Source organism: Xaviernesmea oryzae (assembly GCF_900109605.1).
GTDB classification, from domain to species: Bacteria; Pseudomonadota; Alphaproteobacteria; order Rhizobiales; family Rhizobiaceae; genus Xaviernesmea; species Xaviernesmea oryzae.
This window is the reverse complement of sequence record NZ_FOAM01000007.1, coordinates 152,005-167,567: the sequence shown is the minus strand read 5'-3', so window position 1 is coordinate 167,567 and position 15,563 is coordinate 152,005. Positions and strand designations below refer to the sequence as shown.

16 protein-coding genes are annotated in these 15,563 nt (G+C 62.8%); 8 read left to right on the top strand and 8 right to left on the bottom strand.

Going from position 1 to position 15,563, the window contains the following annotated elements; genetic code table 11:
- The first annotated feature begins 256 nt into the window (after positions 1-256).
- The 4 genes from BMX61_RS11025 to BMX61_RS11010 all read left to right on the top strand — a co-directional run bounded on the left by BMX61_RS11025 (position 257) and on the right by BMX61_RS11010 (position 5,121).
- Complete coding sequence (locus tag BMX61_RS11025; RefSeq protein WP_075629777.1) at positions 257-2,347, top strand: FAD-dependent oxidoreductase; 2,091 nt, start codon at positions 257-259, stop codon at positions 2,345-2,347.
- Positions 2,348-2,842: 495 nt separating this feature from the next.
- Positions 2,843-3,271 carry a metallophosphoesterase family protein gene (locus BMX61_RS11020; RefSeq protein ID WP_075629778.1) on the top strand — a complete coding sequence of 143 codons (429 nt, stop codon included), beginning with the start codon at positions 2,843-2,845 and terminating at the stop codon, positions 3,269-3,271.
- A 163-nt stretch (positions 3,272-3,434) separates the two neighbouring features.
- Positions 3,435-3,845 (top strand): DUF2177 family protein, encoded by a 411-nt coding sequence (locus BMX61_RS11015; RefSeq protein ID WP_075629920.1) that lies wholly within the window; start codon positions 3,435-3,437, stop codon positions 3,843-3,845.
- Positions 3,846-4,005: 160 nt separating this feature from the next.
- Positions 4,006-5,121: a pyridoxal phosphate-dependent aminotransferase gene (locus BMX61_RS11010; protein WP_075629921.1), complete on the top strand. Its 1,116-nt coding sequence runs from the start codon at positions 4,006-4,008 to the stop codon at positions 5,119-5,121.
- 25 nt (positions 5,122-5,146) lie between these two features.
- Here BMX61_RS11010 and BMX61_RS11005 read toward each other — a convergent pair whose 3' ends face one another.
- Complete coding sequence (locus tag BMX61_RS11005) at positions 5,147-5,413, bottom strand: SEL1-like repeat protein (protein ID WP_075629779.1); 267 nt, start codon at positions 5,411-5,413, stop codon at positions 5,147-5,149.
- Positions 5,414-6,091: 678 nt separating this feature from the next.
- On the opposite strand from BMX61_RS11005, the gene BMX61_RS11000 reads away from it, so the two are divergent.
- The 4 genes from BMX61_RS11000 to BMX61_RS10990 all read left to right on the top strand — a co-directional run bounded on the left by BMX61_RS11000 (position 6,092) and on the right by BMX61_RS10990 (position 9,138).
- Positions 6,092-6,445: a DUF2147 domain-containing protein gene (locus BMX61_RS11000; protein WP_075629922.1), complete on the top strand. Its 354-nt coding sequence runs from the start codon at positions 6,092-6,094 to the stop codon at positions 6,443-6,445.
- 638 nt (positions 6,446-7,083) lie between these two features.
- Positions 7,084-7,275, top strand: coding sequence for a hypothetical protein (locus tag BMX61_RS10995; protein ID WP_075629780.1), 192 nt, complete (start codon positions 7,084-7,086; stop codon positions 7,273-7,275).
- A 36-nt stretch (positions 7,276-7,311) separates the two neighbouring features.
- On the top strand, positions 7,312-7,479 hold the full coding sequence (locus tag BMX61_RS24665; protein ID WP_170854927.1) for a hypothetical protein: 168 nt from the start codon (positions 7,312-7,314) through the stop codon (positions 7,477-7,479).
- Between the two features lie 156 nt (positions 7,480-7,635).
- Positions 7,636-9,138 carry an AMP nucleosidase gene (locus tag BMX61_RS10990; RefSeq protein WP_075629781.1) on the top strand — a complete coding sequence of 501 codons (1,503 nt, stop codon included), beginning with the start codon at positions 7,636-7,638 and terminating at the stop codon, positions 9,136-9,138.
- A 260-nt stretch (positions 9,139-9,398) separates the two neighbouring features.
- Here the strand turns inward: BMX61_RS10990 and BMX61_RS24660 are convergent, their stop codons facing one another.
- The 7 genes from BMX61_RS24660 to BMX61_RS10955 form a co-directional block, all read right to left on the bottom strand.
- Positions 9,399-9,545: a hypothetical protein gene (locus BMX61_RS24660; RefSeq protein ID WP_092742551.1), complete on the bottom strand. Its 147-nt coding sequence runs from the start codon at positions 9,543-9,545 to the stop codon at positions 9,399-9,401.
- 268 nt (positions 9,546-9,813) lie between these two features.
- The gene (locus BMX61_RS10980; RefSeq protein ID WP_075629782.1) at positions 9,814-10,296 is read right to left on the bottom strand and encodes a pyridoxamine 5'-phosphate oxidase family protein; all 483 of its coding nucleotides are present in this window, start codon (positions 10,294-10,296) and stop codon (positions 9,814-9,816) included.
- 156 nt (positions 10,297-10,452) lie between these two features.
- Positions 10,453-11,046, bottom strand: coding sequence for a DJ-1/PfpI family protein (locus BMX61_RS10975; protein ID WP_075629923.1), 594 nt, complete (start codon positions 11,044-11,046; stop codon positions 10,453-10,455).
- A gap of 85 nt (positions 11,047-11,131) precedes the next feature.
- Positions 11,132-12,082, bottom strand: coding sequence for a substrate-binding domain-containing protein (locus tag BMX61_RS10970; protein ID WP_075629783.1), 951 nt, complete (start codon positions 12,080-12,082; stop codon positions 11,132-11,134).
- 53 nt (positions 12,083-12,135) lie between these two features.
- Positions 12,136-13,128, bottom strand: coding sequence for an ABC transporter permease (locus BMX61_RS10965; RefSeq protein ID WP_075629784.1), 993 nt, complete (start codon positions 13,126-13,128; stop codon positions 12,136-12,138).
- Positions 13,125-14,696, bottom strand: a complete 1,572-nt coding sequence (locus BMX61_RS10960) for a sugar ABC transporter ATP-binding protein (protein WP_075629924.1) — start codon at positions 14,694-14,696, stop codon at positions 13,125-13,127. Before BMX61_RS10960 ends, BMX61_RS10965 begins: the two co-directional genes overlap by 4 nt.
- A gap of 19 nt (positions 14,697-14,715) precedes the next feature.
- Positions 14,716-15,414, bottom strand: coding sequence for a GntR family transcriptional regulator (locus tag BMX61_RS10955; protein WP_075629785.1), 699 nt, complete (start codon positions 15,412-15,414; stop codon positions 14,716-14,718).
- Positions 15,415-15,563: the final 149 nt, after the last annotated feature.

Below are 15,563 nucleotides of genomic sequence, written 5' to 3'. Positions count from 1 at the left end.
CCTTCTCCCCGATGGGGAGAAGAGACCATGATGCAAACGCCCGACCACGGCTCAACCCGATCGTGCTTGAGGCAGATGCCTGCTTTCGCCTCGCGGAGAAGAGACTGAGGCCCTGCCCCATTCGGGGCTTGGCGTGGGCCACTGGCCTCCTCTCCCCTGGGGGAGAGGGCAGGGTGAGGGGGCTTCTCCGCAACGCCCGCGCCTAAGTGAACCCAGGCCGAGCGCCACGCCAAACAAACCGCAGGAGATCCGATCCATGACATCAGGCGTGCCGCAATCCATTCTCGACGCCCTGACCGATGTCGACATGCCCAAGCTTGCCCCAGTGGCGCCGGCTGAGGAGACGATGCGGCTTTCCGGCTTCGCGGTGCCGGTCTATCGTGCGGGCTGCGTCGTCATCGGTTCCGGCGCGGCAGGTCTGCGGGCCGCCGTCGAGCTGAAGCGCCGGGACAATGACGTGCTGATCGTCAGCCAGAGCGCCTGGGGCGGTACCTCGGCCTGTTCCGGCTCCGACAAGCAGACGCTGCACACTGCCAACACGGCCGATCAGGGCGATAATTTCAAGGCGATGGCCCGCGCCATCCGGGCCGGCGGCGCCATGGACGAGGATACGGCCTATGTCGAGGCCGTCGGCTCCGCCCGGATGATGGCCTCGTTGCAGTTTCTCGGCCTGCCCTTGCCGCAGAATGCGCTCGGCGCCACCCTGCGCTACCAGACCGATCATGACGAGGTGGGCCGGGCAACCAGCTGCGGCCCGCGCACCTCGCGGCTGATGGTGAAGGTGCTCGGGCAGGAGGCGCTGCGGCTCGCCATCCCGCTCTTCAACCATACGACGGCAGTCAAGCTCCTGACCGAGGGCGATGGCGCGCAGCGCCGCATCGCCGGGCTCTTGGCGGTTCGCCCGCATGAGCGGACGCACGACAATCCCTATGGCCTGACCCTTTTTGTCTGTGACACGCTGATCCTCGCCGCCGGCGGCCCGGGCGAGCTTTATCGCGACAGTGTCTATCCGAATGGCTGCTTCGGCTCGCTTGGCCTGGCGCTGGAAGCCGGTATCGCCCTGGTCAATCTGACGGAAAGCCAATTCGGCATCGGCACGCGCCGGGAGGGATTTCCCTGGAATCTCTCCGGCACCTACGTTCAGGCGATCCCGCATATCTATTCGGTCGACAGCGCTGGCGTGGAGCATCACTTCCTTGGCGAGATCTACCGCTCCACCCAGGAGATGGCCTCGAACATCTTCCGCAAGGGCTATCAATGGCCCTTCCATTCGGAGCGGATGCTGGATTTCGGCTCCAGCCTGGTCGATCTGGCAATCGTGCGCGAGAGCGCGGCCGGGCGGCGGGTGTTCATGGATTTCAACCGCAACCCCTTAGCCGTGCCCGGCGACCTCCCCTTCTCGCTCGACCGGCTGGACGAGGACGTCAAAACCTATCTCGGCAAGGCTGGTGCCAAACAGGCACTGCCGATTGAGCGGCTTGCCCATATGAACCCGCTCGCGATCGAGCTTTACCGCCGCTACAAGGTCGACATTGCCCGCTCCCCGCTCGAATTCGCCGTCAACAACCAGCATATGAATGGCGGCGTGATGGTCGATATCTGGGGCCGCAGCAGCCTTGCCGGATGCTATGCCGTCGGTGAGGCGGCCGGCACCCATGGCGTCACGCGACCGGGCGGTGCGGCGCTCAATGCCGGCCAGGTCTTCGGCACCCGCGTGGCGGAGCATATCGATGCCAGCGGCCTTGCCCGCCAGGCACCGCATCGTGGTCCATCAGCCGCGGCAGACCAAGCCATAAAAGACAGCCTCACTCTTCTCCAGCCGGATGGCGGCCTGGACGTAAGAAGCGTGCGCCATGCCGTGCAAGCGCGCATGAGCGACGAGGCGGGGCTAATCTGCTTTCCCGATCGCGTTTCCGCCGCGCTGCGCGAGGCCCGGCAACTGAATGCCGAGATCCGGGAGAAGGGCCTCGCCTTCGAGCGGGCGGCGGAGATCGGACGGGTTCTCCAGTGGCGGCAGATGGCGCTGGCGTCGGAAGCGGTGCTGGCGGCGCTCGATCACTTCATCCGCCAGGGCGGCGGCAGCCGTGGCGCGCGTGCGATTTGCGATCCGCTCGGCGACTGTCTGCCACAGGCCCGATCCGGTCCACTCGAGAACTTTCGCTTTCGCAAGGAGCAGGACGCGCATCGGCAGGAACAGATCGTCTTGCATTATGACGGCGATATCTTCTCCATCACGACCCGCCCCAACCGTCGTTTTGACGAGGCTGCCAAATCCTTCTTCGAGCGAGACTGGCCGGCCTGGCTCACGGGCGAGATCTATGGCCTGGATCAAGGCGGCGACGCCTAGGTTTACGTTCGAACGCCCAGCCGATCACGCCTTCAGCGACCGAAAGCCGCCTCACCCTATCCGATCCCGCCCGTGCGACTGACGCCATCTGCCGTAATTTTCCGCCGAAATAGGCCCTGGGGGCGAGGTGCTGAAGACCATCAAGACCGATCTCTGCGTCGAAATTCCCGACGACAATAAGAATTCTGGCCAGGCAATCGCCCAGATCACTACCGAAAATGGGCAGCCCTCCAGGTGGAGCGGCGGCAGGTGGACAGGGTCTTCCAGTCCTATGCGCTGTTTGCCAATATGACGGTGGCGGAGAATGTCGGCTGTGGCTTGAAGATCCGACGCATACCGACAAATGCGCGTGCAGGGAGGTGGAGTGCCCGCTTGCCTCCGTCGGCCTCAAGGATTTCGGCACCCGGCGCGCCGCCAGCTCTCCGGCGGCGAGCGGCAGCGCACGGCACTTGTCCGCACACTCGCAACGAGCCGCGTGTTCTATTGCTGGACGAGATGCTCATCGCCCTCCATACCGCGCTTGGCAAACGGCCGGAGGCGCCGACGCGGGTGATGCTGCATCATCCGCCCTTCGACACGGGCATCGGTCATATAGATCGGGCGCGGCTGTTCACCGGCAGCGGCCTGCTGGCGGACGTGATCGCGCGCCATAGTCAGGTGCAGCGCGTGCTGTGCGGCCATGTCCACCGCGCCATTCAGCTTCTCTTCGCCGGCACGCTCTGCCAGATCGCACCTTTGGTCGGCCATCAGGTGACGCTCGATATCCGCCCGGACGCACCCTCCTGCTTCATGCTGGAGCCGCCGGAATTGCTGCTGCACTGGCTCGACAAGGGCCGCTTCGTAACCCACACGGCCAAGGTCGACCGGGCACCGGGGCCTTTTCCCTTTCTCCTGCCGGATGATTATCCAGGGCGGGCGCGCTGACAGCGTCATCAGCCTTGGGGCTGAAGACGCGCGGAGAATTGGGCGAGCCCGCAAATCCAGGACCGGCAGGGCGGCGTAAGGAGCGAGATCGCGCATGTTGCATGCGCGCCTCGCCTTCCCCGCAATGCTGCCCACCGCGCGCGGCAAGCCCCAGGAGCCGTCGATGAAAGCCGCCCTTACCGCCTATGCCGCCACGCTGATCGCCTTCCTCGCCATCGATGCCGTCTGGCTCGGCGTCGTGGCCCGCACCTTCTATCGTGACCAGCTGGGCGAACTCATGCTGCCGCAGCCGAATTTCGTCGCGGCCGCCGTGTTCTATCTGTTCTTTGCCGTCGCCATCGTCGTGCTCGCCGTCATGCCCGGCCTGCGCAGCGGCTCGGTGCTGGTCGCCATGGGCTACGGCGCCATTCTCGGCCTTGCCGCCTACGGCACCTATGACATGACCAATCTCTCGACGCTGAAGGGCTGGCCCGTGCTGATGTCCTTCGTCGACATGGGCTGGGGCACGGTGCTGACGGCGGTCTCGGCCGGCATCGGTGCCTATGCCGTGCGCCTGATCGGGGCGGATGCGTAAGAGAAATCAATCCTATAAGGCCTGGCCGCGCTCTCGTAATCCATTATAAGGGCGCGTGCCATAGGCGTGAAGCGCAATTGCTCCCGATGGAAAAATGCCGGATAACGGTCTCCCGCCCTGCGAACCGCATCGCCAGCCGTTTCCGGAGATTCCGCCTGCCATGTCTGCTTTTTCGCGCTTTACCCCTCTAGCCCAAAGCCTGCCAGCCAGCGTGCCCTTTGTCGGGCCGGAAGCGCTGGAGCGCCGGCTTGGCCGCAAGGTGGCGGCGCGCATCGGCGCGAATGAAAGTGGATTCGGCCCGGCCCCTTCCGTGCTTGCGGCAATGCGCGACGCGGCCGAAGGCATCTGGCAGTATAACGACCCGGAAAATGTGGCGCTAAAGCAGGCCCTTGCCGCCGATCTTGGCGTCACCTCCGCCCATCTGGCGATCGGCGAAGGCATCGATGCGCTGCTCGGCCAGATCGTTCGGCTGACGGTTGCACCCGGCCAGCCGGTGGTCACCTCGCTTGGCGCCTATCCGACTTTCAACTACCACGTCACAGGCCATGGCGGACGCCTTGTCACCGTGCCCTATCATAACGACCGTGAGGATCTCGACGCGCTGTTGGACGCCGTCAGGCGCGAGGATGCGCCGTTGGTCTATCTGGCCAATCCGGACAACCCCATGGGCAGCTGGTGGCCGGCCGCGCGGGTGGCGGATTTCGCCGACGCCTTGCCGGAGACGACACTGCTGGTCCTGGACGAGGCCTATGGCGAGACGGCACCCGAGGGGACCCTGCCGGCCATTGACCGGCTGATCGAGCGGCCGAATGTGATGCGCACGCGTACCTTCTCCAAGGCCTATGGCCTTGCCGGGGCAAGGGTCGGCTATGTCATTTCAACGCCGGACAACGCCGCCGCCTTCGACAAGATCCGCAATCATTTTGGCATGAACCGCGTGGCGACAGCGGGTGCCTTGGCCGCCTTGGCGGACCAGGCCTATCTGCAGACCGTGCTGACGCGCATTGATGCCTCACGCGAGAGGATCGGACGGATCGCCTCGGCCTGTGGGCTTGTGGCCCTGCCATCGGCAACCAATTTCGTGGCGATCGATACGGGCCGCGATGAGGGCCATGCCCGCGCCATCGTCGACCGCCTGATGGCCGATCACGGCGTCTTCATCCGCATGCCGGGCGTAGCGCCGCTGAACCGCTGCATCCGCATCTCCACCGGCCCGGAGGCCGAGATGGCGCTGCTTGAGGACGCGCTGCCGCAGGTGCTCAAGGCTCTCGCCTGAGGCTCTTCGCTAGCCTTGTGGCCGATCAGTGCCGGGTCATCCATTCGCGCGCGGCGCGCAGCGCGGAGGCCAGTTCCATCTTCGACATGGAGGACGCGAGTTCGGTGCGCAGCAGGGCGGCGCGTTCGCAGCCACGGATGGCGGCAATGTTCAGCCACTTATGGGCGGAAACGAGGTCGATGTCGCAGCCGCGGCCGGTGGCATACATCAGCCCCATTTCGCAGAAGACTTCCGCACGGCTTTCGCCGCTGATCGGTGCGTTGGAATTGGTGTCGAGATCGAAGCGAGCCATGGTTTTGTCCCTTGTGCCGAGTGGTCTAAGGCATGCCGTGCAAGATGCGTTTCGGCTTGCGGTGCGACATGCGTTAAAACAAAGACTTAAAGCGTGAGAGCGGCGATTGCGCTGCGCTTTGCGTCCCGTGACATCCCGTGTTTGCCGGCCCCTCATGGGCCCCTTTCCACCCGGCTCTCTCTGGTGCCGTGAGCGATAAGGTCCGGCAGGTTTTGCCTGCTCGTTGGATGCCCCGACTGTAGCCCCGCCCCTTCAATGCACGCTTAAAATGCGTGCTTAATTGGCGGCAAATAAAGCGCAAATTGTTTGTAAACGGCTGATTTTGTTAAGGATGCAAATGGCGATAAGCATTGCCGTTTCGCCATTCTCGATGGGACGCACGCAACCCCCGGCTTCAACGAAGTGCTAACCATGCGACACGGCGGCGGGAAAACGCCCCGCATTTTTCACGCCTCATCGCCGCTGCGTCTTTCGCCCATTGATTTACGTTTACGTGCGCGTAAACTCGCCCTGCTTCGGGAGGAGACATCGCGCGGTCGCGCCTTAAGACGCTGGCGTGGGGGCATGTTGCGAAATGGCCCTGGTTGTCACAATGCCAGACCATGGGAAGAGGATGGCCGGCCATCTCACGGCGCGACGGTGCGCCGGATGGCTGGGCCGCAAGAGGAGGAGAATGACATGACAGGTTTGCACAACACCCGTCGGCTGTCGGCGCTTGTTCTGGGGCTCACGCTCGGCTCAAGCGCTCTTGCCGCCGAGCCGATCGTCGGCAGCTGGAAGACCCAAAGCGGCGAGACGGCGGCAATCGCCTCATGCGGCGGCAATTACTGTATTACGCTGAAGACCGGAAAACATGCGGGCAAGATCATCGGCACACTGTCGGGGGCCGGGTCTGCCTATACCGGCGAGATCACCGATCCGAGCAACGACAAGACCTATAGCGGCTCGGCCGCCCTTACCGGCGGCTCGATGAAACTGCAGGGCTGCGTGATGAAGGTCTTCTGCCGCTCCCAGACCTGGACGAAGCTGTAAGCGGCGGCTCTTTCGCCATCGGAGACAGGTAGGGACCTCACGCTCGGGTCGCCCTTTAGATCCAGGGACGAATGCGGTGAGAGGCCGGACTATCCCCCGGCGATGCCGGGGAGAGACCGCATGCGCGCAGCCCGTCTGCAGGAACAAGCGATTCCATCCGCCCTAAGTGGATGACCCGCCTGTAGCAAGCTTGGTGAACGCGGCCGTTCAGGAAACCTCGAATTTTCCAGCTTGATGTGGATCGTTCAGCGGGTTCCCACAGGCTTGGACGCGCCTTTGACAGGCACGAGGATGGCTGCGCGTCTACGGGAGTGACGGTCGAGACAAGCCTTCTCCAAGAGCCGGTTCGCGCGAACCATGACCAGGCGAAAATTTTTGCATGTGCGAAGAAGGACTTAACCTTTCCTGCACGCCGCCAGCCACTAAAATATACAACCATATCGCGAAACAAGCACTGCTTGATGGAGGCTCACGTGGCGCTTGTTCGTGGCGGACAGCCTTTCCAAATCTTATCCACAGGCTGAACGAAGATGAACGGGAGATGAACCGCGGTCTCAGGAGGCATTCAGTTTGCTGCCGCTAAAACGGCATCATCGATTTCAACCGGTTCAAATTGAACCAACCTCAGGACCGTCACCATGGATATCCTCGCTCGCCGCCTCACCATCATCAGCATGCTCATGGTTGCTTTCGCCATGTCGCTGGCGGTTGCCGTCAGCGCCGATACCGAGCGCCGCCGCGAAGCCACCAACGGTCTGGCCGACTGCACTGCACATACGGCTCAGTTCTGCCAGGCGCGCCTGCGCACCCTAGACGAAGCCAAGCTGTAACAGCGGGATCTTCCTCTCTTTTGCAGGAGACCGGCCATGTTCGTCATGCCCTCGCTTGAGACTACGATGCGCGCCTTTCTTCTCGCGGTGCTGATCGCCGGTCCGCTTGGGGCCCTTGCGGCGGCCGGCTCCGACACCAACAAGCTCGGCAACGGGGCCGGGCTCGTGCTCTTCGTCACGCTGCAGCGCCAGGCGATGAGCTGACTGGGTGAGCCGGCGTCCGGCTTGCTCGAACATCCTGGCGCCGGTCGGGTTCCCGTAAGGCTCTGACATTCTGCCTTGATCATGTAAAATGCACGGATGCGGCGATCAGGCCTATCTTGTCGTTTGCTTGTCAAAAGCGGCGACCTATAATGCCGCATGAACGCACGAATCCTCCCCGCCTCTTCACTGGCGCTCACCACGCCGGAGCCCTTCGCGCCCCAGACCTTCGACGACCCGGTCGCGGCGGTGGACGCACTCGAAGCGCTCTACAATCGCAACGCCACCTTCCTGACCGATGCCTTCGTGGCACTGGGAAAGAGTGGCCATGCGACGACCCGCTATCGGGCCTGCTATCCCCAGGTGAGCATCGAGACGACAAGCTATGGCCATGTCGACTCGCGCCTGTCCTATGGCTATGTCAGCGCGCCGGGCGTCTATACGACGACGATCACGCGCCCGACCCTGTTCCGGCACTATCTGAAGGAACAGCTGGGCCATCTGATCCGCAACCACAATGTTGCGATCACCGTGTCGGAGTCCTCCACGCCGATCCCCTTGCACTTTGCCTTTGGCGAGGGCGCTCATGTCGAGGCGGCGCTTGCCGAGAACATCGAAGTGCCGCTGCGCGATCTCTTCGATGCACCGGATCTGACGACGACGGATGACGAGATCGCCAACGGCTCCTATGAGCCCGGCCCCGGCGAGCCCTTCCCGCTCGGGCCGTTCACCGCGCAGCGCATCGATTATTCGCTGGCGCGGCTGTCCCACTACACGGCCACGAGCGCCACGCATTTCCAGAACTTCGTGCTGTTTACGAACTACCAGTTCTACATCGATGAATTCTGCGCCTGGGCGCGCGGGCAGATGGCCGAGGGCGGCAATGGCTATACGGCCTTTGTCGAGCCGGGCAACATTGTCACCCATGCCGGATCCGACAGACCGGAAACCGATCTGGCGCTGGCCCGCCTGCCGCAGATGCCGGCCTACCACCTGAAGCGCAAGGGCCATGGCGGCATCACCGTCGTCAATATCGGCGTCGGCCCGTCCAACGCCAAAACGATCACCGATCACATCGCCGTGCTGCGGCCACATGCCTGGCTGATGCTCGGTCATTGCGCCGGCCTGCGCAACAGCCAGGCGCTGGGCGATTATGTGCTGGCGCATGCCTATGTGCGCGAGGACCATGTTCTGGACGACGATCTGCCCGTCTGGGTGCCGATCCCAGCTCTGGCCGAAGTACAGGTGGCGCTGCAGGATGCGGTGGCGGAGCTGACCGGTTATGAGGGCTACGACCTCAAGCGGATCATGCGCACGGGCACGGTGGCCACCATCGACAACCGGAACTGGGAGCTGCGCGACCAGCGCGGGCCGGTGAAGCGCCTGTCCCAATCGCGTGCCATCGCGCTGGACATGGAATCGGCCACCATCGCCGCCAATGGCTTCCGCTTCCGCGTGCCTTACGGAACCCTGCTTTGCGTCTCCGACAAGCCGTTGCATGGCGAGCTGAAGCTGCCAGGCATGGCCACCGCCTTCTACAAGAACCAGGTGAGCCAGCATTTGCAGATCGGCATTCGTGCGCTGCAGAAGCTCGCGGCCATGCCGCCGGAAAAGCTGCATTCGCGCAAGCTCAGAAGCTTCTTCGAAACGGCCTTTCAGTAGAATCGTCGAACACCCGCCCTGTAGTGACCAAAGTGTGCGCTTGGGGCAGAAACGAAGCCACGGATCGATCACGCTTGGCTTCAATGCATTGGGATGATTGCGTTATCGGCTGTCGATACGTCAACGCCAGCTTGTTCTGGCGCCAGGCATACCGGGGGCTCGCTATCGGTGACGGAAGCGGGCAGGCCGATGGGCGTATCATCAGCCTGCTGCGATAGCGGAATATGTGTCATCCGTGGATGGGTCTGAAATGACAGGCGTCAGTTTTTCCCGTCGTTCGGGCGGGCCTTGTCGCCTTTTTTCTCCGTCGTCGAGACTGTCTTCGCATCGGGAGACTGGCCGAGATGCGTGCCGCCGAGATGGCCGCCGCCGCTGGTGTTGTCGCCCTTTGGATCCTTATCGCTCATGGAAGCGCTCCTTGCTGTTGACCTGAGGTCCAACAGACAAAGCGTCCCTGCGTTCCAGCGCCCTCTCATGGCAGACGCATTCGAACTGGTGGCGCCGAGCGAAGAGATGGCGAGCTGCGGAGCGAGGGCGATGATCCTGGCTGCCAAAAGCAGCGGCGCGCGCTCCGTTGACGGAGCTTTGGCAAGCGAGGCGAAAGCAAGGGTGTTAGGTGGCTGCAAAGCAAGTGCGGAGCGAAGCCGCTGGCTCCGCTCACGCTCGCTGAGATGCTCAGAGCTTCACGGACGCGTTTTCGCCCACGTCAGGCTTGGTGCTGCTGGCGGCTGCGGCAGCCATCTTGATATAGCTGATGACCGTACCGGGGCTGTCCCAGTATTCGGCGAAGGACGGCGTTACCTTCAAGATACGGATCGACGGATCGTCGGCGCTGTCCCACCATGCCTTGGCCGGAAAGGCGAACAGCTCCTTGATTTTCTCGCGGTCGTTCTGGATCTCGGCGGTGCCGGAGATCGAGACGTATTTCTGGCCTTTCGGATTTGCAAAGGCCAGGCAGACCGCAGGATGCTGCGCGATTTCCTCGTCCTTGTGGCTGTTCACATCCGTCAGGAAGTAGAAGGCGTGCTCGTCCCGCTCTCCTTGAGCCGACATCGGCCGAGCGCGAAGATCGTTGCCGGATTGGGTCGTCAGCATGCAAAAGCCAATGTCCTTTGCAAGCTCCCACACCTTGTCCTGATCGTCTTGCGTGTGAGCCATGTGTTCCTCCTGTGCTGGCGTTCGTGAGAACGTGCGCAAGAGCCTGAAGTTCCCATAGGCGCCGGCGCGCCGGCGCTGCGCACAAACAAGCCGGGACCCATGCTGTCCCGGCCTGACCCGCAAAGAGAAGCTGGCGCTCGCACGCCAGGCCATCGTTCAGCGGTGCGTGATCTCCGTGCCCAGCACCTTCAGGCATTCCCGGATGAAGGCGGCGAGCGCCGTCCATCCCTTGCCTGAGACCATGGTGCCGTCCACCAGCGCCTCGGTCGGCGAAAGATCGACATAGGTGCCGCCGGCTAGCGTCACCTCGGGCTCGCAAGCCGCCAGCGCACCGACGCGCTTCCCGCGAACCACGCCATCGACCGCAATCAGGATCTGCACGCCGTGGCAGATCGTGAAGATCGGCTTCTGGGCTTCGTGGAAATGCCGGACGATTGCCTGCACCCGCTTGTCGGTGCGGATATATTCCGGGCCGCGGCCGCCTGCAGCGTAGACGGCATGATATTGGTCCAGCTGCGCCTCGGCTTCGGAAAAGGTCTTGTTGATCGTGAAGAAGTGGCCGAGCTTCTCGGTATAGGTCTGGTCGCCCTCGAAATCGTGAAGCGACGTCTTGATCAGGTCGCCAGCCTTCTTGTCCGGGCAGATGACATGCACCGTATGCCCCACCGCTTCCATCGCCTGCTGAAAGACGAAAATCTCATATTCCTCGGTAAACTCACCGGTCAGCATCAGAATCTTTTTGCCTGGCATGATATCCATTCCTCAAGGCGTAACGTATGGGGCGTGATAGGTGGAACGGGGCGGACAGCACGCGCGCGCGCGCCCCGTGCGTTGATCAGAAAGGTGAGTCCGGAAAGTAGTATTCCTGGGCGTTTTCCTGGGTGATGAGCGGCGCGTCGAGCTTCACATTGCCGCGGATCGGCGCCTGGCCGATGAGATTGGCGACGGTCATGTAGATCGCCGTCTTGATCATGGCCGGCGGATAGGGCGTTTCGACCGGCGTCATGGCATCGCCATCGATAACCTTCTTGACGATGTCCTTCATCCCGTTGCCGCCGAGCGCGAGCTTGATGTCCTTACGGCCCGACTCCTTGACCGCCTCGAGAACGCCGAGCAGCATGTCGTCGTCATTGGCCCAGACGGCATCGATCTGCGGATATTTCGCCAGATAGTCCTGCATCAGCTTGAAGGCATCGTCGCTGTTCCAGTTGGCATACTGGATGTCCAGCACCTTGAGCTCGGTTCCCTTGATCGCATCCTGAAAGCCTTTGATGCGCTCGTCGTCGATCACGGTGGGAATGCCGCGCAGCACGACCAGATTGCCTTTGCCGCCGAGCTTGTCGATCATGTATTTCGCGGTGTTGCGCCCAACCGCGATATTGTCGCCGGCGAGATAGAGGTCCTGGATCGACGGGTCGTTCAGGCCGCGGTCCACCACGGTGACAAAGGTGCCGGCATCCTTGACCGCCTTGACCGGCGTCGTCAGCTCCTCCGACGTATGCGGCAGGATGACGAGGGCATCGAGCTTGCGCCCTGCGGAGAGATCCTCAAGCGCGCTGACCTGCGCAGTGGCCGATGGCGAGGTCTTGACAACCACGTCCACATTGGGAAATGCGGCATTGATTTCCTTGGCGGCGGCCTGTGCATGATAGACGATGCCGGCGGTCCAGCCGTGATCGGCCGCCGGGATCGATACGGCGACCACCTTCTTGTCTGCAGCAACGGCGTGACCTGCCAGCAGCAGCGACGTCACGGCCAGTGCCGCGATCCTTTTTCTTGTCAACATTGGTTCCTCCCAATTCGGACCTGAGAACACACACCCGCCGGTCCGGCAGCGGATTACTTCGAGAACCTCTGGATGAGCATGGCGATGATGATGATGACGCCCTGGACACCGGCGACGAGGTATTCGGAGACGAAGTCGGAGAGCACCATCAGATTGGCGATCAGCTCCAGGATCACGGCGCCGGCAACGGTTCCCCAGATGTGACCCTTGCCGCCGCGAAGGGCCGTGCCGCCGATGACGACCGCCGTGATGACCTGCAGCTCCCAGAGCACGCCGGTGGTGGGCGTTGCCGCACCCAGACGCGGTACGTAGCAGATGGCGGCAATTGCGACGCAGGCACCCTGGATGGCGTAGGCGATCGTCCTGGTGGAAATAACCGAAATGCCGGAATAGCGGGCAACATCCTCATTCGCCCCAACAGCCGCGCATTTGCGTCCGTATTTCATCTTGTAGAGAGCGATGGAAGCAACGGCCGCAACCGCGATCGAGATCAGGATGGGATAGGGAATGCCGCCGACGGTGCCGAAATAGACCGGTCGGTAGGCATCGCGCAGGGTTCTGTCGATCGGGATCGTACCGCCATCCGACATATAGGTGATCAGCGCGCGGAAGATGCCCATGGTGCCGAGCGTGGCGATGAAGGGTTCGATCTTGCCCACCGTGACGATCAGCCCGTTCATCAGCCCGCAGAGCAGACCGACGCCGATGGCAACGGCCATGCCCATGGGAATGGCCATGGCGCCCCAGGCCGGCGCCATGGCGTTCATGAACATGATGGTGATGCCCGTGATGAAGGCAGCCATCGAGCCCACCGAGAGGTCGAGCCCTCCGGAAGAGATCACGAAGGTGGCGCCGACCGCGATGATGGCGATGAAGGCGCTGCGCGTGATGACATTGGCGAGATTGGTACCGGACAGGAAGTCCGGGTTGATGGCAAAGCCGATCATCAAAAGCGCCACAAGGGCGAGGAACGGGCCGACATCCGTCCAGCTGAAATTCCAGTCGCGCTGCGGCCGAGGCACAGCCATATCCGTCATCACAGTCATCGTCTTCCTCCCTCATCCAGCGCAACCGTCCCATCGGTCGTCGCCAGAAGCGCAATGTCATGTTCGGTCATCCGCTCGCCCGTCACCTCGCCCGCGATGCGGCCCTGACGCATCACCAGGATGCGATCGCATATGCCGATCAGTTCCTGCATCTCCGAGGAGATGACGATGCAGGTGCGGCCCTCTTCGACCAGCTGATGGATGAAGGCGTAGATCTGCGCCTTGTTGGCGATGTCGATGCCGCGCGTCGGTTCGTCGATGATGACGACGGACGGCTGTGTGAGCAGGATCTTGGCGAGAAGCAGCTTTTGCTGGTTGCCGCCGGAGAGATGGCCGGCATTGACCCCGAGGCTCTTCAGCCGGATGTCGTAGTCGGACACGGCCTCGCTCAGCGCCGCCTGCTCGCGGCGGCGATGCATCATCAAGCCGGGATGAAAGCGGTTCAGCGCCGCCAGCGTCAGATTGGGCGCAAGGCGCTCGTTGAGAAGCAGGCCCTTGCCCTTGCGATCCTCCGTCAGATAGCCGATCCCGGCATCCATCGCCGCCCGTGGGCCACGCAACACAAGCGGCCGCCCTTCCAAAAGGATGGTTCCCGTAGAGGGGCACAGGCCTGTAATCCCTTCGAACAGCTCGGTGCGGCCCGCCCCGATCATCCCCGCGAAGCCCAGGATTTCGCCCTTACGCGCCGAAAACGACACATCGTGCACGCAGCCGGCCACGCTGACATCGCGCACCTCCAGCATGGCCTCGCCGAGCGCTTTGGGCTTCCGCTCCGGATACATCGCCGCCAGATCGCGCCCGACCATCAGCTTGGCCATATCAAGCTGGGACAGGTTGCGGCCCGGATAGGTGCCGATCATCTTGCCGTCGCGCAGCACGGTCACCTTGTCGGCCAGCCGCTGCACCTCGTCCAGCCGATGGCTGATATAGAGGATGGCGATGCCCCGTTCCTTCAGCCGCAGGATGATGGACAGCAGCCGCTCCACCTCACCGCCCGTCAGAACCGCCGTCGGTTCGTCGAAAATCACCAGCCGGTAATCGTCCAGCAGCGCGCGGGCGATCTGGACGAGCTGCCGGTCGGCAAGCGAAATCGTGCGCACCAGGGCCCGTGGCGAAACGAAGCAGCCGAGTTCGGCCAGCTTTTCGGCCGCAAGACGCAGCATCGACCGGTCGTCGACAATGCCATGGCGCATCAGTTCGCGTCCGAGGAACAGGTTCTCGGCAACGCTCAGGCCATCGGCCAGCAGGATTTCCTGATGGACGAGCACGATGCCCGCTTTCTGCGCCTGCTCCGGCTTCGAAAATGCGGTCGCTGCGCCGTTCATCTCAAGCGTGCCGGCGCTCGGCGCGGCGTAGCCAGACAGAAGGCGCATGAAGGTCGACTTGCCGGCACCATTCTCGCCGATCACGGCGTGAATTTCGCCGGGCAGAATATCGAGGCTGATATCGGTCAGCACGGTGACGGTGCCATAGACCTTGCCGAGGCCGATGGCGCGAAGCACCGGCGCGGGGGCAGCGGCCCCATGGACCTGCGCAATCTCGATCCGCGTGCGCCCGGCAGACGACATGGTGGACATCCGCAAATCCTCAGTCGAAGGCCGGCAGGAGCCGATCCCTGGAATGTTCGATATGCAGACGCATGGCGCGCGCCGCGGCGGCAGGGTCGGCGTTGGCAAATGCCTCCAGAAGGGCCTGGTGCTCGTCCAGCGCCTCCTCGGTCACACGCGCATGGAACATCAGGCGGAAAATATGGAAGTGCGTGTGCTGATGGTTCAGCGTCTGGCGAATGAGTTCGTTGCCCGCCAGCTGCATGATCATATCGTGAAAGATGCTGTCCTGACGCGCGAAAGTGGAATAGCGCAGCCGGTCGTCGGCGCCGCCCCGGCTCATGACGCCTGCGGCCTCGCGCAGAGCCGCAAGACTCTCCTCGTTCATCGCGGCGACCGCCTTCGCCGCGCCATCCGGTTCCAACAGCAGGCGCAATTCGTAGAGTTCATCGAAGCGACGGCGGGAGATCTGCGGTGCGGCGCTGTAGCCGATCAGATGCGTCTTGATCACCAGCCCCTCGCCTTCCAAACGGCCGAGTGCCTCGCGGATCGGCGTATGGGAAACGCTGAATTCCTTCACCAGATTGTCGACGGTGATGCGTGCGCCCGGGGCGATCTTCAGCGACATCAGCTGCGCGAAGATGGCGTCATAGACGTCGCCTGCGAGGCTCGTAGACCTCTGGATCGCCGTTCCGGATTGCGCTGCGGTATCGAGCCGCTGGGATATTCTGCTCTGCATTGCTTTGCCTCTTGACATGAACAAGACGTAACACGATGCTTACTGTCATGCAATCCTATATCCTATACGATTTTATATCGTCTCGAAAAAAGCAGCTATTACAGCGCGATACATGCAGGGTATCGCGCATGTCCGGTTCGATGTCCGCG

Excerpts from the sequence above, each read along its gene's own strand:
- BMX61_RS10960 (WP_075629924.1), bottom strand. The coding sequence starts at position 14,696 with ATGTCGTCTGCCGGGCGCACGCGGATCGAGATTGCGCAGGTCCATGGG.
- BMX61_RS11005 (WP_075629779.1), bottom strand. The coding sequence starts at position 5,413 with ATGGCTCGCTTCGATCTCGACACCAATTCCAACGCACCGATCAGCGGC.
- BMX61_RS11015 (WP_075629920.1), top strand. The coding sequence starts at position 3,435 with ATGAAAGCCGCCCTTACCGCCTATGCCGCCACGCTGATCGCCTTCCTC.
- BMX61_RS10975 (WP_075629923.1), bottom strand. The coding sequence starts at position 11,046 with ATGCCAGGCAAAAAGATTCTGATGCTGACCGGTGAGTTTACCGAGGAA.
- BMX61_RS11025 (WP_075629777.1), top strand. The coding sequence starts at position 257 with ATGACATCAGGCGTGCCGCAATCCATTCTCGACGCCCTGACCGATGTC.
- BMX61_RS10990 (WP_075629781.1), top strand. The coding sequence starts at position 7,636 with ATGAACGCACGAATCCTCCCCGCCTCTTCACTGGCGCTCACCACGCCG.
- BMX61_RS10995 (WP_075629780.1), top strand. The coding sequence starts at position 7,084 with ATGGATATCCTCGCTCGCCGCCTCACCATCATCAGCATGCTCATGGTT.
- BMX61_RS24660 (WP_092742551.1), bottom strand. The coding sequence starts at position 9,545 with ATGAGCGATAAGGATCCAAAGGGCGACAACACCAGCGGCGGCGGCCAT.
- BMX61_RS10965 (WP_075629784.1), bottom strand. The coding sequence starts at position 13,128 with ATGACTGTGATGACGGATATGGCTGTGCCTCGGCCGCAGCGCGACTGG.
- BMX61_RS24665 (WP_170854927.1), top strand. The coding sequence starts at position 7,312 with ATGTTCGTCATGCCCTCGCTTGAGACTACGATGCGCGCCTTTCTTCTC.
- BMX61_RS11000 (WP_075629922.1), top strand. The coding sequence starts at position 6,092 with ATGACAGGTTTGCACAACACCCGTCGGCTGTCGGCGCTTGTTCTGGGG.
- BMX61_RS10980 (WP_075629782.1), bottom strand. The coding sequence starts at position 10,296 with ATGGCTCACACGCAAGACGATCAGGACAAGGTGTGGGAGCTTGCAAAG.
- BMX61_RS11010 (WP_075629921.1), top strand. The coding sequence starts at position 4,006 with ATGTCTGCTTTTTCGCGCTTTACCCCTCTAGCCCAAAGCCTGCCAGCC.
- BMX61_RS11020 (WP_075629778.1), top strand. The coding sequence starts at position 2,843 with ATGCTCATCGCCCTCCATACCGCGCTTGGCAAACGGCCGGAGGCGCCG.
- BMX61_RS10955 (WP_075629785.1), bottom strand. The coding sequence starts at position 15,414 with ATGCAGAGCAGAATATCCCAGCGGCTCGATACCGCAGCGCAATCCGGA.
- BMX61_RS10970 (WP_075629783.1), bottom strand. The coding sequence starts at position 12,082 with ATGTTGACAAGAAAAAGGATCGCGGCACTGGCCGTGACGTCGCTGCTG.